This window comes from Pseudomonas putida, from assembly GCF_028682455.1.
GTDB lineage: Bacteria > Pseudomonadota > Gammaproteobacteria > Pseudomonadales > Pseudomonadaceae > Aquipseudomonas > Aquipseudomonas putida_AA.
Genome location: NZ_JANHLD010000002.1, coordinates 460,330 through 483,898, shown reverse-complemented (window position 1 = coordinate 483,898; position 23,569 = coordinate 460,330). Strand labels below are relative to the sequence as shown.

20 protein-coding genes are annotated in these 23,569 nt (G+C 63.6%); 2 read left to right on the top strand and 18 right to left on the bottom strand.

Annotated elements, in window-relative coordinates; translation table 11 throughout:
- Positions 1–7 precede the first annotated feature (7 nt).
- The 7 genes from NPS58_RS12945 to NPS58_RS12915 are packed head-to-tail and all read right to left on the bottom strand — an operon-like array spanning position 8 to position 7,971.
- Positions 8–1,390 (bottom strand): aspartate aminotransferase family protein, encoded by a 1,383-nt coding sequence (locus NPS58_RS12945; RefSeq protein ID WP_274115745.1) that lies wholly within the window; start codon positions 1,388–1,390, stop codon positions 8–10.
- Positions 1,387–2,826 carry an APC family permease gene (locus NPS58_RS12940; RefSeq protein WP_274115744.1) on the bottom strand — a complete coding sequence of 480 codons (1,440 nt, stop codon included), beginning with the start codon at positions 2,824–2,826 and terminating at the stop codon, positions 1,387–1,389. Before NPS58_RS12940 ends, NPS58_RS12945 begins: the two co-directional genes overlap by 4 nt.
- A gap of 49 nt (positions 2,827–2,875) precedes the next feature.
- Positions 2,876–4,369 (bottom strand): aldehyde dehydrogenase, encoded by a 1,494-nt coding sequence (locus NPS58_RS12935; RefSeq protein ID WP_274115743.1) that lies wholly within the window; start codon positions 4,367–4,369, stop codon positions 2,876–2,878.
- Positions 4,370–4,403: 34 nt separating this feature from the next.
- Entirely contained in the window at positions 4,404–5,564 is a 1,161-nt protein-coding gene (gene argE / locus NPS58_RS12930) for an acetylornithine deacetylase (RefSeq protein WP_274115742.1), read from the bottom strand.
- A complete protein-coding gene (locus tag NPS58_RS12925) occupies positions 5,557–6,231 on the bottom strand; it encodes a DUF1028 domain-containing protein (protein WP_274115741.1) in 675 nt (224 codons plus the stop codon). The genes argE and NPS58_RS12925 overlap by 8 nt, the downstream gene beginning before the upstream one ends.
- 10 nt (positions 6,232–6,241) lie before the next feature.
- Positions 6,242–6,652, bottom strand: coding sequence for a RidA family protein (locus NPS58_RS12920; RefSeq protein ID WP_003201555.1), 411 nt, complete (start codon positions 6,650–6,652; stop codon positions 6,242–6,244).
- A complete protein-coding gene (locus tag NPS58_RS12915) occupies positions 6,652–7,971 on the bottom strand; it encodes a flavin-containing monooxygenase (RefSeq protein ID WP_274115740.1) in 1,320 nt (439 codons plus the stop codon). The genes NPS58_RS12920 and NPS58_RS12915 overlap by 1 nt, the downstream gene beginning before the upstream one ends.
- Positions 7,972–8,224: 253 nt before the next feature.
- Between NPS58_RS12915 and NPS58_RS12910 the strand changes: the two genes are divergently transcribed.
- Complete coding sequence (locus NPS58_RS12910; protein ID WP_274115739.1) at positions 8,225–8,746, top strand: GNAT family N-acetyltransferase; 522 nt, start codon at positions 8,225–8,227, stop codon at positions 8,744–8,746.
- On the opposite strand, the gene NPS58_RS12905 is transcribed toward NPS58_RS12910, so the two are convergent.
- The 10 genes from NPS58_RS12905 to NPS58_RS12860 all read right to left on the bottom strand — a co-directional run bounded on the left by NPS58_RS12905 (position 8,731) and on the right by NPS58_RS12860 (position 21,093).
- Positions 8,731–9,702, bottom strand: coding sequence for a DNA-binding protein (locus NPS58_RS12905; protein WP_274115738.1), 972 nt, complete (start codon positions 9,700–9,702; stop codon positions 8,731–8,733). The two genes, NPS58_RS12910 and NPS58_RS12905, sit on opposite strands and share 16 nt — an antisense overlap.
- A gap of 224 nt (positions 9,703–9,926) precedes the next feature.
- Positions 9,927–11,228, bottom strand: coding sequence for a carbohydrate porin (locus NPS58_RS12900; protein WP_274116536.1), 1,302 nt, complete (start codon positions 11,226–11,228; stop codon positions 9,927–9,929).
- Positions 11,229–11,382: 154 nt separating this feature from the next.
- Positions 11,383–12,318, bottom strand: coding sequence for an electron transfer flavoprotein subunit alpha/FixB family protein (locus NPS58_RS12895; RefSeq protein ID WP_274115737.1), 936 nt, complete (start codon positions 12,316–12,318; stop codon positions 11,383–11,385).
- Positions 12,319–13,068: an electron transfer flavoprotein subunit beta/FixA family protein gene (locus NPS58_RS12890; RefSeq protein ID WP_274115736.1), complete on the bottom strand. Its 750-nt coding sequence runs from the start codon at positions 13,066–13,068 to the stop codon at positions 12,319–12,321.
- A gap of 24 nt (positions 13,069–13,092) precedes the next feature.
- On the bottom strand, positions 13,093–14,040 hold the full coding sequence (locus tag NPS58_RS12885; protein WP_274115735.1) for an ABC transporter permease: 948 nt from the start codon (positions 14,038–14,040) through the stop codon (positions 13,093–13,095).
- Between the two features lie 12 nt (positions 14,041–14,052).
- Entirely contained in the window at positions 14,053–15,555 is a 1,503-nt protein-coding gene (locus tag NPS58_RS12880; protein ID WP_274115734.1) for a sugar ABC transporter ATP-binding protein, read from the bottom strand.
- 11 nt (positions 15,556–15,566) lie between these two features.
- Complete coding sequence (locus NPS58_RS12875) at positions 15,567–16,511, bottom strand: ABC transporter permease (protein WP_274115733.1); 945 nt, start codon at positions 16,509–16,511, stop codon at positions 15,567–15,569.
- 88 nt (positions 16,512–16,599) lie between these two features.
- Entirely contained in the window at positions 16,600–17,700 is a 1,101-nt protein-coding gene (locus tag NPS58_RS12870; RefSeq protein WP_274115732.1) for a sugar ABC transporter substrate-binding protein, read from the bottom strand.
- Positions 17,701–17,884: 184 nt separating this feature from the next.
- A complete protein-coding gene (locus NPS58_RS12865) occupies positions 17,885–19,537 on the bottom strand; it encodes a GMC family oxidoreductase (RefSeq protein WP_274115731.1) in 1,653 nt (550 codons plus the stop codon).
- Between the two features lie 38 nt (positions 19,538–19,575).
- Positions 19,576–21,093, bottom strand: a complete 1,518-nt coding sequence (locus NPS58_RS12860) for an aldehyde dehydrogenase family protein (RefSeq protein ID WP_274115730.1) — start codon at positions 21,091–21,093, stop codon at positions 19,576–19,578.
- Positions 21,094–21,314: 221 nt separating this feature from the next.
- Between NPS58_RS12860 and NPS58_RS12855 the strand changes: the two genes are divergently transcribed.
- Complete coding sequence (locus NPS58_RS12855) at positions 21,315–21,971, top strand: TetR/AcrR family transcriptional regulator (protein ID WP_274115729.1); 657 nt, start codon at positions 21,315–21,317, stop codon at positions 21,969–21,971.
- Between the two features lie 59 nt (positions 21,972–22,030).
- Here the strand turns inward: NPS58_RS12855 and NPS58_RS12850 are convergent, their stop codons facing one another.
- Entirely contained in the window at positions 22,031–23,542 is a 1,512-nt protein-coding gene (locus NPS58_RS12850; protein ID WP_274115728.1) for a CoA-transferase, read from the bottom strand.
- Positions 23,543–23,569 lie beyond the last annotated feature (27 nt).

The window sequence follows — 23,569 nt, the reverse complement described above, 5'->3', positions numbered from 1 at the left end:
CAGGGGCTTAAAGGCGACCGTATTCGCGGGCGGTGCGATCTACTGCAATGCGGGTCTTGTCGACCAGCTCGTCGATGTCGGCGTGGCTGGCCACCAATGCCGGCGCCATGATCATCCGGCCCAGGGTCGAGCGGATGATCAGGCCCTCTTCAAAGCCGATGGTGCGGCAACGCCAGGCCATGTCGTTCTCGTTGGCGAAGCGCTTGCGGCTGGCCTTGTCTTCGGCGAACTGCAGCGCCGCCACCAGGCCGGTGCCCTGCACTTCGCCGATCAATGGGTGATTGCCGAAGACTTCGCGCAGACAGCGTTGCAGGTAAGGCCCGGTCTCCTGCTTCACCTGGCTGACGATGCCCTCGTCGCGCAGCGCCTTGAGGTTGGCGATGGCCACCGCTGCCGCCACTGGGTGCCCGGAGTAGGTCAGGCCGTGGGCAAACACCCCGCCCTGCTCCACCAGCGCCTGGGCGATGCGCTTGGACAGCACCAGCCCGCCCATGGGGATGTAGCCGCTGGTCAGGCCCTTGGCGATCGACAGGGTGTCGGGCTCGAAACCAAAGTGCTGGTGGGCGAACCACTCGCCGGTACGACCAAAGCCGCCGATCACTTCATCCGCACACAGCAGTACATTGTACTGGCGGCAGATGCGCTGGATTTCCGGCCAGTAGCTTTCTGGCGGGAAGATCATGCCGCCAGCACCCTGGAACGGCTCGGCAACGAAGGCAGCGACGTTCTCGGCACCCAGTTCGAGGATTTTTTCCTCCAGTTGGCGTGCTGCGCGCAGGCCGAACTCGGCCGGGCTCAGGTTGCCTTCATGGGCGAACCAGTAGGGTTCATCGATGTGCGCGACATCCGGGATCACCCCGCCCATGTCGTGCATGAACTTCATCCCACCCAGCGCCGTGGCGCCCAATGTCGAGCCGTGATAGCCGTTCCAGCGACCGATCATGATCTTCTTCTGCGGCTTGCCGACGATCTGCCAGTAGCGGCGCACGGTACGGATCAGCACCTCGTTGGCCTCGGAGCCGGAGTTGGTGTAGATCGCGTGGCTGTAGTGCGCTGGCAGCAGGCTGAATAGCAGCTCCGACAGCTCGACCACCGCCGGGTGGGTGGTGTGGAAGAACATGTTGTAGTACGGCAGTTGCTCCAGCTGTCTGCTGGCGGCAGCGGCCAGGTCCTTGCGACCGTAGCCGAGGTTGGTACACCACAGGCCCGACATGCCGTCCAGGTAGCGCTTGCCGTCGTTGTCCCACAGGGCCAGGCCTTCACCGCGCACGATCACCCGCGGGCCTTCCTCGTTCAGGGCCTTCTGGTCGAGAAACGCATGGATGTGGTGCGCGGCATCTGCGGCCTGGTAATCGCCGGTGCTGCGGTCGGGTTTCACTTGAGCGGTCATTGCGAGTCTCCTTGCGGGTTTTTATCGTTGGCGGTGCTCAATGCACATTCCAGGGGTTCAGGCTTGAACAGCGGCTTGCCCATCACGCACTTGATCCACAGCACGGCGATGATCGAGACCACCAGCAGCACCAGGCCTGCGTAGGCAAAAATCGAGAAGGTCATGTCCGGGCTCGGCGAGACATGCCAGATCGCAAAGAGCATGCCGGCGATACCGAACACCTGAGGCAACGGGTAGAACGGGGTTCGGAACGGCCGGGCCACCTGCGGGTAGCGCCGGCGCAGGGCGATCACGTTGACATGGGTGATGATGTAGGCCAGCAGCCAGGCCAGTGCCGCCGCCAGCAGCAGCTGGTTGATGGCATCCGGGTGGTCGTGCATCAGCAGCAGCGGCAGGCCGGTGATCGCCGAGACAAACAGCACTGCGACCCACGGCGCGTCGGTGCGTTTGCTCTCGCGCTTGAGTACCCCGAACGCCTGGCCATTGCGAGCCATGCCCAGGAGCATGCGCGGGATGGCCGCCAGGGAGCTGTTGAGAGTGCTGCAGGTAGCGGTGATCGCGGCGGTCACCAGAAACACCTTGCCCGCCTCGCCGAATACGGTGGTAGCGAACAGGTAGTGCGGCAACACGTTGCTGGCAAGTTCGGCCTGGGGCACGGTGAGCAAGGCGCCCAGGCAGTACAGGGCGATGATCACGAAGATCACCGTCAGGCCGATCATCATCGAGGCCGGGATGTTGCGCTGCGGACGACGGGTCTCCTCGACCAGCGGGCAAACGAACTCGGCACCGACAAAGCCCCACACCGCCATGGCCGTGAGCGCAATCACTCCCAGGCCCAGCGGGTTCCAGCCGCTGCCTTCGAACAGGCTCGGGTTGGGCGAGACGATATCGCTGTTCATCGCGCTAAGGCCCATCACCAGCAGCACCACGACCATGACCACCGCCAGCACGGTCTGCAGCCTTGCGAAGATGTCGATGTTGAACAGGTTGAGCACGGTGAACAGCACCAGCACGCCCAGGGCCACAGTCAGTGGCGGCATGGAGTGCGGGTATACCTTGTCGATGATGAACTCCATCAGCAGCAGCTCGGCCGACAGGGCGAACATCGCCACCACCACGTAGCCGGAGAAGGTCGCCAGAATCGCCGGGAACTGACCGATCGCCACCTCGGTGTAGCTGCTCAGGCTACCGGCGCGGGGGATCATCAGCGCAAGCTCGGAAAACGAGCAGGCATAGCTCAGGGCCAACAGCCAGGCCAGGGCCAGTGGCACGATAAAGCCGGCCCCGGCGATGCCGACGCCTTGCAGCATCAGCACCATCACGCCCTGGGACACCACCAGGCCGATGGCCACGGCCAACAAGGCGGTCAGGCCCAGTTTCTTGCTTCTCACAGGCGGCGCCAGGGCCCCAGTGGTCACGCTTGCATTGCTGTTCATCGGTTGCTCCGTCTTGTTTTTGTACTTTTCGATAACAGAGTGGGGCTGCTCAGCCGCGCAGTTGAACCCAGGTAGTCTTGAGCTGCGTGTACTTGTCGAACGAATGCAGGGACAGGTCCCGACCAAAGCCCGATTGCTTGCCGCCGCCAAACGGCACCGTGACATCCAGGGCGTCGACGGTATTGACCGACACCGTCCCGGCATTCAGCCGCCGCGCCACGCGATGAGCGCGGTTGAGGTCATCGGTCCACACCGAGGCGGCCAGGCCATAGATGTGATCGTTGGCCAGCGCCACCGCCTGGTCTTCATCGTCGAACACGCTGACGGCCAGCACCGGCCCGAAGACCTCTTCGCGGGCCAGGGTCATGTCGGCAGTCACGCCGGTGAAGATGGTCGGCTCGATGAAGTTGCCCGAACCCTCGACGCTCAGTTGCCGGCCGCCGCAGACCAGGTGCGCACCCTCGGCCTGGGCTTGCTCGATGTACTGCATGATCCGCTGCGTCTGGCGCGTATCGACAATCGCCCCTGCCCTGCTCGCCGGCTCCAGCGGGTTGCCGGGTGCCCACTGGCGCGCCTTGTCGATCAAGCGCTGCACGAACGCGTCATGGATGGAGCGCTGCACCAGCAGGCGCGAGTTGGCCGAGCAGACTTCGCCCTGGTTGAAGAAAATCCCGAAGGCGGCCTTTTCAGCGGCCAGGTCCAGGTCCTGGCAATCGGCGAACACCAGGTTCGGGCTCTTGCCACCGCATTCCAGCCACACCTGCTTGAGGTTCGACTGCGCGGCGTACTGCATGAAGTACTTGCCCACCTCGGTAGAGCCGGTGAACACCAGCGCATCCACGTCCATGTGCAGGCCCAGGGCCCGCCCGGCCACTTCGCCGAGGCCCGGCACCACATTGAGCACGCCGGCCGGGATCCCCGCCTCGAGCGCAAGCTCGGCCAGGCGCAGGGCCGAGAACGGCGACTGCTCGGCGGGCTTGAGTACCACGCTGTTGCCGGCAGCCAGGGCCGGGGCCAGCTTCCAGGCGGCCATGTCGAGCGGGAAGTTCCACGGCACCACCGCCCCGATCACCCCCAGCGGCACCCGGGTGATGGTGGCCAGGACGTTGCTGGCGGTCGGCGCGACCTGGTCGTAAAGCTTGTCCAGGCTTTCGCCGTACCAGGCAAACACATGGGCGGCGCCGGGTACGTCGATGTTCCAGGCGTCCATCACCGGCTTGCCCATGCTCAGCGAGTCGAGTAACGCCAGTTCATCCCGGTGCTCCAGCATCAGTTGCGACAGGCGCAACAGGATCGCCTTGCGTTCGGCCGGTGCCATGCGCGCCCACGGGCCATGCTCGAAGGCACGGCGGGCGCTGCGCACGGCGCGGTCGATGTCGGTTTCGCCACAGGCAACCACCTTGGCCAGTAAACGCTGGGTGGCCGGGTTGATCACCTCGAGGCGCGCACCGTTCTGCGCTGCATAGGGTTCGCCCTCGATAAAGGCGCTGTCGATCAGCCGTTGCCGCGCTGCCAGGGTTGTCCAGTCTTTGAAATCGTTCACCGCAGACTCCTTGTTGTTATCCGCTGTTGGAGAATCAGGGGGTAGATAGGTAAGCGGCCAGCCGGTCCATCAGGCGGTCGCAGGCCACCATCTGTTCGAGGCTGACGAATTCGTCGGGCTTGTGGCCCTGGTCCATGCTGCCGGGGCCGCATACCACTGCCGGGATGCCGGCCTGGTCGAACAGGCCGCCTTCGGTGCCGAAGGCCACGGTGCTGAAGTCATCGCTGCCGCACAGCTGTGCAACCAGTTGCGCGGCAGCGCTGTCAGGCGCGGTCGCCAGGCCCGGGTAGGCCGAGATCGGTTCGAAGCGAATCGCCGTATCGGCGTTGACCGCGCGCATGGCGGGCAGCAGCTGTTGCACGGCGTAGCTGTGCAACTCGTCGACGACCGCCTGCGGCTCGAAGGCCGGCAAGGCGCGGACCTCGAAGTCGAAACGGCAGTCGGACGGCACGATGTTCAGGGCCGTACCGCCCTGGATCACCCCTACCTGCACCGTGGAGAACGCCGGGTCAAAGCGCAGGTCGTGGTGCTCGGGTACGGCCAGGCGCTGGCCGATCTCGCCCAGGCGACCGATCAACCGCGCCGCCTGTTCGATGGCGTTCACGCCATACGGCGCGTAGGCCGAATGGCACGGCGCACCGTGCACGTGGCAACGCATGGCCAGCTTGCCCTTGTGACCGAGCACCGGCTTGAGCTCGGTGGGCTCGCCGATCAGGCACAGCACAGGCTGGGCGATGCGCTGGGGCAGCACCTCCAGCAGGCTGCGCACGCCCAGGCAGCCGACCTCCTCGTCATAGGAGAACGCCAGGTGCACTGGGCGGCGCAAGTCGCTGTCCAGGAACATCGGCACGGCGGCCAGCACCGAGGCCAGGTAGCCCTTCATGTCGGCGGCGCCGCGTCCGTACAGCCTGCCGTCGCGCTCGGTCAGGTTGAACGGCTCGACTGTCCAGGCCTGACCGTCCACCGGTACCACGTCGGTGTGACCCGACAGCACCACGCCACCCGCCACTGCCGGGCCGATACTGGCCAGCAGGTTGGCCTTGCTGCGCTCGGCGTTGTAGATCAGCTCGCAGCTCACACCCAGGTCCTGCAGGTAGTCGCGCACGAACTCGATCAAGGCAAGGTTGGAGTCTCGGCTGACCGTGGCAAAGCCGACCAGCCTGGCCAACACGGCGCGGCTGCGCAGCTCACTCATCGCCCGGTACTCCGTAGCTCGGCGCCAGGGTCGGATTGAGGGCGCGGGTGAGGTAGTCCTGCAGTTGTGGCTCGTAGGCGCTCCACAGTTTGTGCAGTTCACCGATGGGGTTTTCATCGGCCCAGTCCACGCGCAGGTCGACAATCGGCCAGACCAGCTCACCGACTACCGACACTGCTGCCGAATGCACAGCGCCCGCCTCGCCCCCGGCGTCCTGCCCGGCCTGCAGCGCCGTGAGCAGGCGCGCCGCGAGGCAACCTTCGCTGTTTTCAAAGGCCTGGACCATGCGTTCGATCACCGATGTGTTGGCCAGCAGATTGCCGGCCGCCACGCATTGGTCACCGGCCAGGGCGTTGTGGGTGCCGAGGGTATGGGTACCACTGAACACCGCGGTGCGCCCCTGGGCATCGACCACCGCCACCTGGCGATACTGGCTGTAGCCGTTGCGGGTCAGTGCATGCTCAAGGGCCTGGTGCGCAGCGAGACCTTCATTCAAGGCATCGAGCACCTGCGGGCCCAGGGCAGGCAAGGTGATGTTCTGACTCGACACCGCGCCCACGGCGCTGCGCAGCCAGGGGCAACGTGCGCCCACGGCGATGCTCGAAGAGCTGATGGCAATGCCTAGCTGGCCGGTTTCGGCGCAGCGACCGACGATGGAAAAGGTCATGGCAGGCTCCTTATTCGGGGATAACCGCAATAACGTCGATTTCCATCAGCCACTGCGGCTGCCCCAGGGCACTGACCACCAGCCCGGTGGAGATCGGAAACACACCCTTGAGCCACTTGCCGACTTCCTGGTACACCGGCTCGCGGTAGCGCGGGTCGATCAGGTAGGTGGTGGTCTTGACGATGTGGCTCAGGTCGCTGCCGGCTTCTTCAAGTAGTTGCTTGACATTGCGCATGGCCTGCTCGGCCTGGGCGCGCGGGTCGCCCAGCCCTACCAGCTGGCCGTTGAAGTCGGTGCCCACCTGCCCGCGTACATACACGGTGTTGCCGGCGCGCACCGCCTGGCACAGGTCGTTGTCCAGGGTCTGGTTGGGGTAAGTGTCCTTGGTGTTGAACATGCGAATGCGGGTATGAGTAGGCATCAACGGGCTCCCATGAGGCTGGCGGCTTTGAGGTGGGTGTCGGGGGCCAGGGCCTGGCGCTGCGAGGCATCCCGGTAATCGAAATAGGCGCGTTGCTTGATGATGTGTTCGGCGATGTGCCGGGCGTCGTGCCACACCCCCCAGATAAAGGCCGAGCCGCGACGGGCCAACCATGGCAGGCCGACAAAATAGATACCGGGCTCGCTGGAGACGCCGCGCTGGTGCTGTGGTTTGCCGTCGGGCTTGAAGGCATCGACCTGCAGCCAGTTGTAATCGACCGAGTAGCCGGTGGCCCAGATGACCGTGGCGATGCCGGCCCTGGCCAGGTCCAGCTCGAGAATCGGCTGGGTCATGCATTGCGGGTCCGGCAGCATGATCCGCGCTTGCGGCTCTTGCGGCAGGTCCAGGCCGTTGGCTTGCACATAGGCGTCGGCAGCATCGAGCAGGGCCAGGTAGTTTTCATCGCCGCGGGCAATGTTCTCGGCAAGGTTCGACTCGAAACTCACCACGCCGTTATTGAAAGCCTTGGTCAGCCCGACCAGGGTCATGCCCTGCTGGGCCAGGCGGCGAAAGTCGACGGTGTGGCCGCCACGGGCACCGCTTACCGCGATGGTCACGTGCTCCTTGCCCGGCTGCACGCCTTCGGCGTCCCACAGGCCGAGCACCCCCAGCCACCAGCAGAAGTCGCGGTTGCGATAGGCACGCGGCGGACGGTCGTGGGCGCCTACCGAGAGGTAGACCTGCCTGCCGGCGCGCTGCAGCTCGTCGGCGATCTGCACCCCCGACGAGCCTGCACCCACCACCAGCACGGCGCCTTCGGCCAGTTGCTGGGGGTTGCGGTACTGGGCGGAGTGCATCTGCGTGACGTTGCCGTCGGCAGGCGCGATGGCCGGGATCAGCGGGCGCTGGAACGGGCCAGTGGCAACCACCACATTGGTGGCCTCGATCACACCCTCCGAGGTTTCAACGGTAAAGCCCGGGCGCCCGACATTGCGTTGCACCTGGGTCACCTCGACGCCGGTACGTACCGGGGCGTTGAATTTCTTCGCGTAGGCTTCGAAGTAGTCGGCCACCTGCTCCTTGGGCGCAAAGGCATCCGGGTCGAGGCCTTCGAATTCCAGGCCCGGAAAGCGGTCGTGCCAGGCCGGGCCATTGGCGACCAGCGAATCCCAGCGTCCGGTTCGCCAGGCTTCGGCGATGCGATTGCGCTCCAGCACCAGGTGCGGCACGCCGAGTCGGCCCAGGTGTTCACTCATGGCGATGCCGGCCTGGCCGGCGCCAACCACAAGCGTGTCTATTACGGTTTTATTGTTTGTCATCTCTGCGCCCTACTGAGGTTCCCCACGCGGATGGCCGTGGGTGGGTGTAGGCCGCATTCTGGGCAGAGGCAGGCAATAGCGAAATTATGATTTTTGTGGTTGCTGGAGAGTAAAAAGCTTGGGAGGGCCAGAGTCCTGGGTTTGTGCGGGACGAAGAGTCCTTCGCGGAGAAAGCTGGCTCCTACAGGTTTTGGGCAGGCTGGGTGGGGGTGGGGTTGACCCGCGGATTGCCCGTTGTTCAAACTCTCACGCCATGACTATCACCCTTCGCTTCGCACACCCTGCTGACGCCCCGCTGCTGCCTGCCGTCGAACGCGCAGCGGCGCAGTCGTTTGCCGCAGTCCCAGGGCTGCAGCACATCGCCAGCAGCCCTGTACTCGATGCCGATCGACACTTGGACTTCATTCTCAGGCAACACGAATGGGTGGCGGTGGATGCCCAGGATCGCCCGCTGGGTTTTCTGTGTGGTCAGGATTGCGGCGAGGATTGGCACATTGTCGAGCTATCGGTGCATCAGGCCGCACAAGGCCGGGGCCTGGGCCGCAGGTTGATAGCAACAGCCGCCGACTGGGCACGGGCAAGCGGCTATGCGGGGCTGACCCTGACCACCTTCGCCCGGGTGCCGTGGAATGCGCCGTTCTATGCGCGCCTTGGGTTCGAGTGCTTGACCGCCGAACACTGCAGCGACTTTCTGCAACGCCAGTTGGCAGCGGAACACGCCCACGGCCTGCGTGATCGCTGCGCCATGCGCCTTGGCCTTCAGGGTGTGTCCTGAACCGGTTGCGCCGCCTTTTCTGCCTGCCGTAGCTGTGCCTCGAGCTTGCCGATCAGTTGCAGTTGCTGACGCAACTCGGTGACCCGTTCGGCCAGGCTCAATGCCAGGTTCTGGTTCTGCTTTTCCAGTTCGCTGCGCGAACCTTCCCGTTGCGCCAGGTCTACCTCCAGCCCCTGGATCTGCGCCTGGCGCCGGTCGTTCTGGGTCTTGAGCGTGCGCTGGGCGTCCTTGAGCGTGCGGATCTGTACCAGCAAGCCTTCGTTGTCGCGGTTCAGGCGGGTCAGTTCGTCCTGCTTGACGATCAGCGTCTGCTGCAGCTGGCGCAGCTCGACCTGAAGTTGCTGCACCTGGCCCTCGTGACGGCGCTGCTCCTGTTCGCGCTGTTCGCGGCTGGCGCTGCGATAGTGCTCCAGGGCATCGCGGGCGTGCTGGTGTTTCTCTTCCAGCGAGGCGATCTGCTCGTCCTTGTCGGCCAGGCGCAGGTTCAGTTCGCCCACCGCCTGGGTAAGCGTGGCGTTGCGCGTGTGTTCGGTCTGCAGGCTGCTGCGGGTGGTGTCGAGCGCCTCTGACTGTGCGGCCAGCGCGGCCGCCTGGATCTCGTGTTGCTGCTGCAATGCCGCCAGCGCCTGCTGGCTGATCTTCACCTGGGCCAGGAGCGTCTCGCGCTCTGTCTCGAACGCGCTGCGCGCCTCCTCGATGCGCGCCTCCCCTTCTTCTCGCAATTGCTCGGACAACTGCTCGACCAGCGTCGCCAGGGCGCCGCTCAGGCCCGGCGCGCTCATCGGCGCGGCCGGATGTTGGCTGTCGAGCTCCTTGAGGTAGCGATGAATGGTGGTTTTCGAACCGGTATTGCCCAGTTCGATACGTACCGCGTCGATACTCGGGTGTACACCACGTGCGAGCAGCGCCTGGCGTGCCTTCTGCACGATTGCCTTGTTGATACCGCCGCGGGCCATGGTGACTCCTACTATTTCGTAATGTGGTACGTACTATGTATTTACATGGTATCTCAACGAAAAAAAGGATGCCCTAAAAAGCATCCTTTGAGATTAAATAATAACGGCTTATCGAATGTTAGCGCTAAAAAACAGGGTAAAACGCCATAGCTCGGTACGAACAAGCCCGCCCCTGCCGGTAGGAGTGGGCTTGCCCCGCGAAAGCCTGCCTCGCGAACAGCGCGCTAGAAGCTGCTCTGCAGCTTCACCCCCAGCACCCAGGCATCATCCACCTCGCTCACACCACCCGGATCGCGCACGTACTGAACGTTGGGGCGAATCACCAGCCATCGGGTCGCATGAATGCCGTAGTACAGCTCGGCGTCGTACTCATTGCCCTGTACCGGCTGATAGGCAGGGTTGTTGTAGTCCGACAGGTTGTTGGCCTGGTTGATGGCTTTCTGGTTATTGCGAAACCGCGAGTTGGTGCTGATACGGGCAACACCGAAGCCGAGGTCGTCCTGGGGGCGGGCGTCGAAAACACCCTTGTAGGTGAAGCCGAGTTGGATGAAGTGGCCGACCTGGCTGGTCTCGCGGTCCTGGACCGTGACGTTGGCAAACACCGACAAGCCCCGGTTCACATCGCCGTTGCGGCGGGTAACCTGTTGCTGGGCGACCAGCCAGTAGCCGTACTTGCTGTCGTGTGACACCAGTGCGCTGGACAGGTCACCGGGTGCTTCACGCTTTTCGACGTCCGTCGCATCAGCGCTGCTGTAGTAGGCGCCCACGCGGTACTCGCCAGGTAGCGAGTTCACTGTCGGCGTCCAGACCAGCTCCACCGGCATAATCAGGCCTTCACCGCCGCTCATGTTCAGTTTGAAGCCGTTGTTGTCTTCCAAAAGCGAAGGGTTGTGTTCGTAAACCCCCACTTGCATGAACACCTGCGGCGTCAGTTGGTACTTCACCCGCCCGGCCCATTGCGAAATGGGCCAGTTGTACCAGATGTTACTGCCGGCCCAGTTCCCCATCTGCGACCCACACAGGGCCAGGTTCTGGAAGTCGCAGGGAAAGCTGTTGAAGTCTTCACCTTCACCAAATCGTCCGAACTTGACGTTCAGCGCTTGATCAAAGTACGACTGGCTAATCCACATCTGGGTCAGGCGCCACGTCTGCCCTCTTCCCCAGACCTCCTGGTTCGACGAATACATGGGCGCGCGCGGATCACTGATGCGGTCATTGCTGATATTGCGGCCTTCACGCTCGGTGATGGCCAGCTTGAACGTTGCATCCTGCCAGCCCAGGACTTTCTGCAAGTCCAACTGCGCCCCCAAGGTAAATTGGCCGCTCCAGCGCGCCGTTTTGTCCTGGTTGTAGCCACCGTGGGCGTTGTATCCCAACTCCCCTACATAATCGAGTGTGAAGGTGTAGCCCTTCTCTATAAGTTCGTTGCGCACACCGCCCCAGTCGCCGGTCATGCCCAGTGCATCGGGATCGAACGGCGCTGCCGCCTTGGCCTGGCCGGCGCAGGATAGTGCCAGGCCGAGCATCACCAGGGCTTTGTTGCGGGCGAGCGACAACCGCCCGCTTGAATGAGAGCAATACATGTGTGGCGACCTCTATTGTTATTGATATGAGTCTTGAGCGCACAACCTGCCAATCACGGCATGCATCAGTGCATGCCGTGATCAATCATCCAGGGGTTCACAGCAGCGATTGAAGTTCGGGCACCGATTCGAACAGATCGGCCACCAGGCCGTAATCAGCCACCTGGAAGATCGGCGCCTCTTCGTCCTTGTTGATCGCAACGATCACTTTGGAGTCTTTCATGCCGGCCAGGTGCTGGATGGCGCCCGAGATCCCGACGGCGATGTACAGCTGTGGTGCAACGATCTTGCCGGTCTGGCCGACCTGCATGTCGTTGGGTACGAACCCTGCGTCGACCGCTGCGCGTGAAGCGCCGACGCCTGCGCCCAGCTTGTCGGCCAGGGCGTACAGGTGTTTGAAGTTGTCGCCATTCTGCAGGCCGCGACCGCCGGAAACGACGATGTTGGCGGCGGTCAGTTCGGGGCGGTCGGACTGGGCCAATTGTTCGTCGATGAAGTGGGAGATACCAGGGTTGTGGGAGGTGGCGAGGTGTTCGACGGCCGCGGGATCGCGAGGCAATCCCGCGGCTACGGGGTCGAAGGCAGTGGCACGTACGGTGATGACCTTCACGGCAGCGTTGGACTGCACGGTGGCGATGGCGTTACCGGCATAGATCGGACGCTTGAAGGTGTCAGCCGATTCAACCGAGATGATCTCGGAGATCTGGTCGACGTCCAGCAATGCGGCCACCCGTGGCAGAAGGTTTTTGCCGTTGGAGGTAGCTGGCGCCAGAATGTGGCTGTAGGCAACAGCGACGTCAGTCACCAGCGGCGCGACGTTTTCTGGCAGTTGGTGCGCGTAGGCAGCGTTGTCGGCAACCAGCACCTTGGCGACGCCGGCGAATTTCGCTGCGGCTTCAGCAACACCACCTACGTTCTGGCCAGCCACCAGCACGTGGATGTCGCCACCGATCTTGGCGGCAGCTGCAACAGCGTTCAGGGTGGCCGGGGCAACGGCACCGTTTTCGTGTTCTGTGATAACCAGGATTGTCATTTAGATCACCTTCGCCTCGTTCTTCAGTTTCTCGACCAGTTCAGCAACCGACTTGACCTTGATACCAGCGCTGCGAGCAGCCGGCGCTTCGACTTTCAGGGTCTTGTTGGTGGAAGCGGTGGAAACGCCCAGCGCGTCTGGAGTAACGGTTTCCAGCGGCTTTTTCTTGGCCTTCATGATGTTTGGCAGCGACGCATAGCGGGGCTCGTTCAAGCGCAGGTCGGTGGTGACGATCGCAGGCAGGTTCAGCGCAACAGTCTGCAGGCCGCCGTCGATCTCACGGGTAACGTCGACCTTGTCGCCAGCGATTTCGACCTTGGAGGCGAAAGTGCCCTGGGCGAAGCCGGTCAGCGCTGCCAGCATCTGGCCGGTCTGGTTGTTGTCGCTGTCGATGGCTTGCTTGCCAAGGATCACCAGCTGAGGTTGCTCTTTGTCGACCACAGCCTTGAGCAGCTTGGCCACGGCCAGGGAGGTCAGCTCGTCGGCGGTCTCGACCAGCAGCGCACGGTCGGCACCCAATGCCAGGGCCGTGCGCAACTGCTCCTGCGCCGTAGCGGGGCCTGCGGTAACCACCACGATCTCGCTCGCAACGCCCTTCTCTTTCAGGCGTACGGCTTCTTCCACGGCGATTTCGCAGAAGGGATTCATGGACATCTTCACGTTGGCAAGGTCGATGCCCGTGTTGTCGGCCTTGACCCGGACCTTCACGTTGTAGTCCACCACGCGTTTGATTGACACAAGGATTTTCATTGTTGCGATTCCGTTTGAGCAGGGTTACTTGACGATCGGAAGCTTGGAACGATCGAGCGTGAAGGCCACGGCAATGATCAGAATCACGCCGAAGACAATTTGTTGGGCAAAGACGCTGATTCCGACGAAGGTCATGCCAATGCGGACCACCGAGACCAGCAAGGCCCCGATCAGCGTGCGCCATACACCGCCCACGCCACCGGTCAGGGCAGTGCCGCCCACCAGCACCGCGGCAATGGCCGGCAGCAGGAATTCGTTGGCAAGGGTCGGCGAGCCACTGGAGAGCCGTCCCGCCATTATGATCCCGGACAACGCCGCCAGCCCCGCCGACAAGGCGAAGGTCATGACCTTGATGCGGTTGACGTTCAGACCCGAGGCCCACGCCGCCGGCTCACCGGCACCGACGGCATTGCCAAAGCGCCCGAACGGGGTTTTGCGGTGCAGGAAAATACACAGCAACAGCACCACCAGCGCGACCAGTACCTCGTTGGGAATGCCGGCGGTCTGCCCGGTCACCCAGCCGAACCAGGCATCGCGCTGGGCGCCGTCGATATTGATGGTGCGGTTGCTGGACAGCAGCATGGTGAGGCTGGTGACCACCCCGCCGATGGCCAGGGTGACGATGAACGACGGTATCCGCAGCCGCGTATGCAAAAAGCCGCTCAAGGCCCCGGCGCTGACGCCCACCAGGATGCCAATGGCAAAGGCCCACATGCCGAAGCCCGGCAACAGCAGCGCAACGATGACACTGGCCATCGAGGCCACCGCCTGGGACGACAGGTCGATGCCGCCGATCAGCAGCACGAAAGTGATGCCGGTGGCCATGATGAATAGCGTGGCGGTATCGGCGAGCAGGCCGAATATCGCCCCAGGATGGATAAAGCCGGGGTCGTAGCCGGCAATCAGGGCAACCAGCACAATCAGGGCCAGCAACGGCGCCTGGGTGCGAAAATCATTGAGGGTGATAGGCATCGATTTGCTCTCTCAGACCATGTACTTGATGAGATCGACCTGCTGCGGCTTGCTACCCGGCAGGCACTCGAAGGACTGCGCCACCTCGCCGTCGCGCATCACCAGGATCCGATGGCTCAGGCCGATCATTTCCTCCAGGGTGTCGGCGGTCAGAATCACCGCTATGCCCTCGCGGGTGATTTCGCGGATCAGCTGGTAGACGTCTTCCTTGGCGCCCACATCCAGGCCGCGGGTGGGGTGGTCCAGAATAAGGATCGTCGAACCTGCGTTGCGCCACTTGGCCAGCACCACCTTCTGCTGATTGCCGCCGCTGAGGTTGAGCAGCAAGGCATCCGGCCCTGGTGTCTTGATGCTCAGGCGCTTGATCCAGTCCTGGGCGATGGTGCGTTCGCGTCCTTCATCCAGCAGGCCGCAGTTCGTCACCTGGCCGATCCGCGCCAGGGTCATGTTCTGTGCCACGCTGAGCATCGAAACGATGCCTTCGACCTTGCGTTCGCGGGGGATGTAGCCGATCCCGGCTCGAATGGCCGCAGCCGGCCCACTGCGGGTCAAGCGCTTGCCGTGCACCCGGACTTCCCCTTCGCTTCGTGCCTGCAGGCCGGCGAGCACCCGGCACAGCTCTTCGCGACCCGAGCCGATCACCCCGGCAATACCAAGGATTTCACCTTTGCGCAGGTCGAAGTCGATGCTCGCAAAACTGCCTTCCAGTGCCAGGCCGCGCACCTGCATCGCCACCTCGGCCCGGCAGGACTGCTGCAACGACTCGCGATAGAACTCGGCCTGCAGCGAACGCCCCACCATCAAGGTGTGCAGGCGCTCTTTCGACGCTTCGGCCGCCGGCATCTGGGCAACCACTTCGCCATCCTTCATCACATATACCCGGTCGCTGAGCTCAAGCAGTTCGTCCAGCCGGTGGGATACGAAAATGAACGAGGCACGGGACTTGAGCTGGCGCACCAGGCGGAACAAGGTGTCGATTTCGCGCTGCTCCAGCACCGAAGTGGGCTCGTCCAGAAGAATCACCAGGTGGCCCTGGCAGCGCTCCTCCAGCGCAAGCGCCTTGGCCAGCTCGATCATCTGGCGCTGGCTGAAGCTCAGCTCGCTGCAGAGCATGCCCGGGTCGATATCCAGATTGACCTTGGCCAGTTGCACCCGGGCCGCCCGGTGCAGTTTTTTCCAGTTCAGCCAGCCCCAGCGGGAGAACTCGTCTTCGCGGCCCATGAACAGGTTTTCCGCCACCGACAGGTTGGGCAGGATCGACTGTTCCTGGTAAACCATCGCGATACCCTGTGCAGTCGCCCCACTGGGGCTGTCGAGGACGATGGGGCTGCCATCGAGCTCCAGATGACCCTCATCGGGCTGATAGACGCCGGTGAGGATTTTCATCAGCGTCGACTTGCCCGCGCCGTTTTCGCCGATCAGGCCGACCACTTCGTGTTTGCGCACTTCAAGGTCGATGCCCTTGAGCACGGTAACGCCATTGAATCGCTTGGTGACATTGTTGAGGGTGAGCATGGGCGGCCTCCTTATTTGACGACCCGTGCTTTGGCACGGTCCAGGGCGATGGCGACGGCAGCGATGATCAGCACGCCCTGCACACCTTGCTGTACATACGGCGCAACCCCCATCAGGACCATGCCGTTGCTGACCACGACTACGATCAGTACCCCCAGCAACGTGCCCAGGGGGCTGCCATTGCCACCGGCCAGCGATGCCCCGCCCACCACGATGGCGGTAATGGCGGTAAACAGCTGGCCCTGGGCAATCAGGGCGTGGCCCTGGCCGAACTGCGCCACCGCGAGGATGGCAGCCAGGCCATAGAACGCACCGGCCAGGGCAAAGATGCCAATGCGCGTGCGGCTCACGTTGACGCCGTTGAGCCGCGCCAGGTCTTCACCGCCGCCAATGGCCAGGGCATGGCGCCCCAGCACCGTATGGCGCGAAACGAAATGCGCGACACCCAGCGCCAGCACCACGATCCACACCGACAGCGGCAGGCCCATCAGGCGGTACAGGGCGATCGCCCGCACATCCATGTCCAGCACGCGCACGGTATTGCCCTGCAGCAACGCGGTAGCCAGGCCAATGCCGACGAAGCCGACACCCAGGGTGGCCATGAACGACGGGATGCGCAGTTTGACCTGCAACAGGCCGTTGAGCAGGCCGGTCAGCGCACCGACCAGAATGGCCACCGGCAAGGCCCACAGGCCTATGGCGTGGGCGTTGAGGTTGTTGCCCACCAGCAGGGCAAAGCACACGGCCGCAACCGCGACCACCCCTTCCACGGACAGGTCGATGCTGCCCATCTGGATCACGAACATACCGCCCAGTGCCATCAGCAGTGGGATCGAGCAGGTGGTGGCGATACGCACCAGGTTCATCGGGTCGAAAAAGTTGCTGTTGATCGAGCCGATCAGCAAACCGATGAGCAGCAGGACAATCAGCGATGAAAACCGTCGCAGGCGGACCATGACGATAACTCCGGAAAACAGGCATTGAGAAAGCTTCGGCACTACGGGCAGAACGTCCGTGGCTCGCCGAATGACGGTGGCGCTTGGGCTACGAGGTGTAGCGAATAGGGCCGGCGACACGCCCCCAGAAATCATCCAGGTCCACCACGGGGGTGGACTTGAAGTTGCTGGCGTAAAAGGCCTCGACGTTCGCCTTGGTCACCAGCTGCGGGCGTACATAGAACTCACGGTGTTCGTGAGGCTCGCGTGCAGGGTCGATACGACCGGTCTTGGCGGCATGCCCCAGGGCCAGGCCCATGCTGCCCAGCCAGTACGGATCAAGGCTGGTGGTGGCGATGTACTCCCCGGTGCGGATGGCCTCGACCGCCTGTTCGATACCGTCGATGCCGACCACGGGAATCAAGCCGGCAAGGCCCTCGCCGCGTAGTGCTTCGAGCGCACCCATGCCCATGTCGTCGTTGGCGCACCAGATGCCCTTGATATCGCTGTTGAAGCGCGTCAGCCAGGACTGCACGATGGGGAACGCCTTGTTGGCGCTCCAGTCGGCAGGCTGGAAATCCAGCAAGGTGATACCCGGGTACTTTTTCAGCGCAGCCTCCAGGCCGCTGCGCCGGCCAATGGCCGCCACGTTGCTGAGGATGCCGCCCAGGGCGACTACACCGCCGCTGCCACCCATGGCCTCGAACAGTTCGATAGCCACGGCTTCGCCTACCGCCTGGCCGTCTTCGGAGATGTGCGCCACCCAGTAGGGGCTGTAGTCCCAGGGATGCATGTCGTCGGGCTTGTTCCACACCGTGGTGACGTACACCCCGGCCTTGACGCACTGCTCGATGATCGCCCGTGCGTCGGCCGAATCGTTGGGTTCGATGTTGAGGACCAGGTTGCCCTCGGTCTTGGCGATCAGGGCCCGGATATCGGCGATGCCCTTCTGGCTGTTGCCTTCGGTCACCAGGGGCGAGTAGGGAAGATTCTGGCTGGCCGCATACGCTTCCCCGCCGCGATTGAAGATCGCGTGGTAGGGGTTGGTCAGCGAGCGGAACGAGTTGGAGAACGTCAGCGTGGTCTGTGCCCACAGCACGCCGGGCATCATTGCCGCCACGGCACCGGCGCCGGCAAGGCTGGCAGCGCCAAGCAGCAGCTTGCGGCGGCTGAGTTCCAGAAAACGGGCGGGATCATTGTTGTTATTCATACGGCCTCCGGGTGCAACGCACCGGGTGAGTGATCCTTTATTGTTATTTATGTAACCAACTAGTTATTTATAAATCCAACGCAGCGAGGATGCAATCACTAATCGCTGCGGCGCTTGAGGAAACCAGTCGAGGGGCCTGGGGAGAGGCCGCGCAGCGCACCTGGGCGCTACGCGGACAGTGGCGTCACACGGCGTTTTGTACAGGGCTCAGGTCATTTCGTGCCTGCACCTCGGAGGGTGCCAGGCTGCGCCCCAGGATCAGGTCGGCACCCTTCTCGGCAATCATTATCGACGGCGCGTTGGTGTTGGAACTGATCAGGCGCGGCATCACCGACGAGTCCACCACCCGCAAGCGCTGCACGCCACGCACGCGCAACTGCGGATCGACCACCGCCATGGCGTCTACCCCCATCTTGCAGGTGCCCACCGGGTGGTACCCGGTGCGCCCGCAGCGCCGGGCGTAGTCTTCGTAATCGGCCTGGGTACGGACACTGTCGCCAGGAAAGTGCTCGGCCTTGATGTAGCGACTGAGCGAATGCTGGGCCATGATCTCGCGGCTGAGCTTGATCCCCTCGACCGAAACATGCAGGTCATAGGGGTCGCTGATGTAGTTGGGGTCGATCAGCGGTGGCTGCAACGGGTCGGCACTGCGCAGGCGCACACTGCCTCGGCTGCGGGGGCGCAGAAAGTAGGAGTTGAGGGTACAGCCGGAGCCCGACGGCACCGGCGCAATCCCCGCCTCCACCCCGGCACCCGGCAGGAAGTGGAACTGCAGGTCAGGCGTCGTGGCGCGAGAATCGCCGTACCAGAATGCACCGGCCTCGGCGATATTGGAGGTGACCGGCCCCTTGTTGAACAGTTTGTACTCAAGCCCTGCCATCAGCATCATGTGCGGCTTGGCGTACTTGTCCAGGCTCTGGGAGCCCTTGAGCTCATAGACGATGTCGATATCGAAATGGTCCTGCAGGTTCTGCCCGACCCCAGGCAGGTCCTGCTGTACCTCGATACCCAGGCGAGTCAGCTCCTCGCCGGGGCCGATCCCCGAAAGCATGAGGATCTTCGGCGAGCCAATGGCCCCGGCTGCAACCACCACCTCCCGCTCGGCAGCGGCAAACCGCACTTCGCGCGAGCCACTGCCCTGCACGTACTCCACGCCAGTGGCCTGGCCGTCTTCGACACGGATGCGCGTTACCAGGCAATCGGTCTGGATGGTCAGGTTCGAGCGCCCGCGAATCTTGCTGAGGTAACCCTGCGCAGCGCTGCAGCGTCGCCCGCCACGCTGGGTGACCTGGTAGGCACCGCAGCCTTCCTGGCGGGCCCCGTTGAAGTCGGTGTTGTAGGGAATACCGGCCTCCTGGGCGGAGCGGATGAACGCCTTGGTCACCTCGTTCACGCTGATCAGGTCGGACACGCCCAGCGGACCGTCGGTGCCGTGGTATTCGTTGGACAGGCGCTCGTTGTCCTCGGCCTTGCGAAAGTAAGGCAGCACGTCGCGGAACGACCAGCCCCGGCACCCCTCCTCCTGTTCCCAGTCGTCATAGTCCTTGGCGTTGCCACGGGTATAGACCATGGCGTTGATCGAGCCACCTCCACCGAGCACCCGGCCTTGGGGGAAAAGTACCGAGCGGTTCTTGATCTCGCCCTGGGCCACGGTGTCGTAGCCCCAGGTCAGCGGTCCGCCGGTCATCTTGAAAAAGCCCACGGGCATATGGATATAGGGGTTGGTATCGGCAGGCCCGGCTTCGAGCAGCAACACCCGCACATCCGCCTGTTCGCTCAGGCGCGCCGCCAGTACACAACCGGCGGAACCACCGCCGATAACGACATAATCGTACATTCTTGTTATCTCCAGTCTTGTTGTACTGCTGTCGACGATCAGGCGCTGACCCAAGGTGTGCGCGGGCCCATCTGCACATGCACAGACTTCAGCTCAGTGTACTCCTCGACGCCGTAGCGTCCGGTTTCCCGGCCGATGCCCGACTGCTTGAAACCACCGGAGGGCAATTCCGGTCCGCCGGCAATGGTGGTGTTGACCCACACTCGTCCGGCCTTGATCCGACGCATCGCTTGCAGCGATGTCTCAAGGTCGCGGCTCCAGATGCTCGCGGCCAGGCCGAACGGCGTGTCGTTGGCCAGCGCCATGGCCTGGTCGAAATCGTCGAAGGCGGTGATGGTCAGCACCGGGCCGAAGATCTCTTCGCGGGCAATCACCATGTGCGCGGATACATCGGCAAACACCGTGGGCTGCAGGTACAGGCCGGTGGGCGAGGCAATTCGTTGGCCTCCGTACACCAGTCGCGCCCCCTCCTCGTGCCCCTGGGCGATGTAGCCCAGCACCCGGTCAAGGTGACGGGCTTCGGTGATCGAGCCCACTTGCGTGCCGGGCTCCAGCGGGTCACCGATGCGCACCTTGTCGAGCAAGGCGCAGATCTTGTCGGTCAGCGCTCGCTCGACACCGCGCTGGACGATCAGCCGACTGCCGCTGACGCAGCATTGCCCGGCGTTGAAGCAAATACCGAAGACGATGGCATCGGCAGCGGCATCCAGGTCGGCATCGGCGAACACTACCTGCGGGTTCTTGCCGCCCAGCTCCAGGCCGACTTTTTTCATGTTGCCGGCAGCCGCCGCCAGGGTCAGGCGTCCTACCTCGGTGGAGCCGGTGAACGAGACCATGTCGATATCGGCGTGCTCGCTGATCGCCTGGCCCAGCACCGAACCCGGGCCGGTCAGCACATTGAGCACACCATCAGGCAAGCCGGCTTCTTTCATCAAGCCCGCCAGCATCAGGGTGGTGCCGGAGGTCAACTCGCTGGGCTTGGCGACCACGGTGCACCCGGACGCCAGGATGAACGGCAAGCGCTCGGCGAGGATGAAGAAGGGAAAGTTCCACGGCGTGATCAGCCCCACGACACCCACCGGCTCACGGGTCACCAGGCCAAGCAGGCTGTCGCCGAGGTTGTTGAAGGTATCGCCATGGAGCGCGCGCGCCTGGCCTGCGGCGTATTCCCAGATGCCGGCGGCGCCCAGCACTTCGCCCCGGGACTGGCTGATCGGCTTGCCGGTTTCAAGGGTTTCGCACAGGGCCAGGGCTTCGCTGTGCTGGCGAATCAGCTCGGCGGTGCGCAGCAGAACGGTGGCGCGAAAGGCGGCACCCGAGCGTACCCAAGGGCCATGGTCGAAGGCCTGACGCGCAGCGTTGACGGCCTGCTCGACATCGGCGACACCGCCTGACGGGTAGACGCTGACCGGCACTTCATGGGACGGACTGTAACGGGTCACCTGCTTGAGTGCGGAGCCCTGGGTCCACTGGCCGTCGATGAACATGTCGAAGTGGCGCGGCTGCCGGGGCAGCTCAAGGCGTGGCGTATTGTCATTGTTGTTCACGGAAAACATCCTCAGTACAGCGTTCAATTCGGGCCAGCCACTCGCAATGCCTAGCTGAAGTGGCCGACCGCCCAACAGGTATAACTAACTGGTTGTTTACATACAAGCCTCGGGCTAAGCTTTGTTTGTCAGCCTTATGCCCTCGCGGCTAAGCTCGTTGCCCCTAACGCCGCAGGTCTTTGAACCCTGCGCCAGGAAGAACAGTACCCAAGCTCCGGAGAGCGCTTTACATGCCCAGGAAACCCGCCGAAGAGGCCGCCGCACGACCGACCCGCGATTCCGATGCGACACGGCTCAGAATCCTCAATGCCGCCCAGGTCGAATTCGCCAAACTGGGGCTGGCCGGCGCCCGCATCGACAGCATCGCGCTGCGCGCCAAGTCGAACAAACGCATGATCTACGAGTATTTCGGCAACAAGGAGGGACTGTTCGAGGCCGTGCTGGAGTCGGCCTACCAGGCCATCCGCCAGGCCGAACGCAAGCTCAGGCTCGAAGAGCTCGAGCCGGTCGAGGCCATCACCCAATTGGTGACCTTCACCTGGAAGTACTACCTGAAGAACCCGCACTTCCTGACCCTGGTCAACAGCGAAAACCTGCACAAGGCAGCCCACCTCAAGCGCGCCCGGGAAAAAATGCATGAAATGCACACCCCGATGGTGTCGATGGTGGCCGAGATCCTCGCTCGCGGCGTCGCCCAGGGCGTATTTCGCGAGGGTGTCGACCCTATCCAGCTGAACATCTCGATCGCCGCCATCAACTACTACTACCTCAACAACCGTTTTACCGGCGAGATCATCTACGGCTTCGACCTGATGTCGCCCGAGGCCTTGCAGGCGCGGATCGACTTCAACGTCCAGACCATTCTCGGCATGTTGCGCCCGAACTGACAGCAGCGTCCGGCGCAGCCCCTCACGGCCACCCAGGTTGCTGCGAGAGGCGGCCCGGATCACACCAGGCCTGCCACGGCGACGTTGCGCACGATCGGGGTGAAGTTCATGCGCTCCAACACATCGCGCTGGATATCCACGCCACGGGCGACCTCGATCAGCTCGATGCCTTCAGGTAGCAGGCGAAACACCGCGCGCTCGGTGACGTAAAGCACCTCCTGGCCGTTGCGCAGCGCCTGCGGGCCGCTGAAGGTAATGTGGCGCACTTGCTCCACCAGCTTGGGCACTTCGCCCCGGCGCTCGATCTGCAGGGCGTCGCCCACTTTCGCCACGTCCAGGCCCTTGGCCTCGAAAGCGCCGCAGAACACCACCTTGCGCGCGCCCTGGGTGATGTCGATGAAACCACCCGGCCCCACCAGGGTGCCGCCCAGGTTCGAGACGTTGACGTTGCCCTGCCCGTCCATCTCGCCCATGCCCAGGAAGGCAAGGTCGACACCGCCGCCACTGTAGAAGTCGAACTGATCGAGCGAAGTGACGATGGCCTGGGGATACAAGGCCGCGCCGAACATCGCGCCGCCCATCATCCGGCCGTTATGGATACCCTGCTCGATGCTGCCCCAGTAGCTGTCCTGCAGCCCGCGTTCGGCGAGCAACGACGGGATGCCCCCGGGAATGCCGAAGCCGAAGTTGAGCGACATGCCGGGGATGAACTCGTTGGCGGCACGTTCGGCAATGATGCGGCGGATATCGTCGGCCATGGGTTGTTCGCTGGCCGCTGAGGTGGGCCGGGCCTCACCACTGATCGCCGGGTCATAGTCGGCTGCCACGCACTGGCGTTGGTCCGCTACCACGACCACTTCATCGACCAGTACGCCGGGGATACGCACCAGGCGCGCCGGCACGAATGCGCTGTCACTCAGCGCTCGCACCTGGGCATACACCTTGCCGCCACTGTTGTGGGCGGCCAGGGCCAGCGCGTAGGCATCAAGATCGGCCGCTTCGTGGCACAGGCTGATGTTGGCGCTGGGGTCGGCCAGGCTGCCACGGACAATCGCCACATCCACCTTGAACGGTTTGTAGCGCAGGTAGGTCCGGCCGTCGATCTGCAACCGCTCGACGATGTCCTCGGTTGCACTGCCGTTGCATTTGCCACCGGCCACCGCCGGATCGGCGAAAGTCCCCAGGCCGATGTGGGTAATCAGGCCCGGGCGCCCGGCACCGATTTCACGCATCAAGCTCATGATCACCCCGGCGGGCAAGCTGTAGGCCTGAATCTGGTCGTTGCGCGCCAGCGCCTGCATTTTCGCCGACCAGCTCCAGTGCCCGCCGATCACCTTGCGCACCAGCCCCTTGTGAGCCAGGCGCTCCAGGCCGCTGCCGCGCCCGTCGCCAATGCCCAGGGCATGCACCAGGGTGAGATCACGCGGATGTCCCGTGCCCAGGAACGACGCCTCGATGGCGGCCAGCAATGCATCCGGTTCCAGCAGCGTGCCCGAGCCACAGATTGCCAACGTCGCGCCATCGGCTATCCGGCTGGCCACATCTGCTGCTGATGAACAGCTTCTTCTCATTGTTTTTTCCTCATCGTTTGCCGGGTC